The following is an 854-nucleotide window of genomic DNA, read 5'->3' on the forward strand; positions in this document are numbered from 1 at the left end:
TATCTTTATGAGTTAATGCAAGCGCAAGCGGTGACACGATTACACTTTGTACCTTCGATGTTGAATGCTTATCTGGGAACAGGGCTGAGCTTTCCAAGTACAGTACAGAGTGTTTTTTGTAGCGGAGAAGCGTTGGAGTTAAACGACGTTAAAACCCTACAAGGGCGAGCGGGGCATGTAGCGCTACATAACTTATATGGGCCGACGGAAGCGGCGATAGATGTGAGTTATTTTGATTGTGCAGGGGCGGAGCAATATGGTGCGGTGCCGATAGGAAAGCCAATCAGCAACATCGGTTTGTATGTACTGAGCGATACACAGCAGTTATGTCCGTTTGGCACGGTGGGTGAGCTGTATATAGGCGGAGATGGTTTAGCGCAGGGGTATTTGAATCAACCGGAGCTGACGGCAGCCCGGTTTATGACGGTGACTTTGGGAGAGGAGTCATTGCGTTTGTACCGGACAGGGGATTTAGTGCGCTACTTAGCGGATGGTGAGATTGCTTATTTGGGTCGTACAGACCATCAGGTGAAGATAAGAGGCTTTAGGATAGAGCTGGGAGAGATAGAGCAGCGGTTATCGGAGCAGGCGCAAGTCAATGGTTGCTTAGTGGTGGCAGAGGATGGGCAATTACTGGCGTATGTGAAGCCTGAGCAGGATGTGCAGACAGCACAGTTAGAGGCGCACTTATTGGGTGCGCTGAAGCAGCACTTGCCGGAGCACATGGTGCCGAGCAGGGTGTTATTTGTGGCGGATTGGCCACAAACCAGTAACGGAAAGATAGACAGAAAAGCGTTACCCAAACCGACGGCCATGGACGACACGGTCAGCTACCGAGCACCGACAACAGAGAC

The 854-nt window shown here is 51.1% G+C and carries 1 protein-coding gene; it reads left to right on the forward strand.

The features are described 5' to 3' along the window. Positions 1 to 854, forward strand: an 854-nt coding sequence (locus ACW689_RS21395) for an AMP-binding protein (protein ID WP_476294432.1), incomplete at both ends; no start/stop codon positions are given.

Source organism: Pseudoalteromonas sp. ABE4_541 (assembly GCF_056312285.1).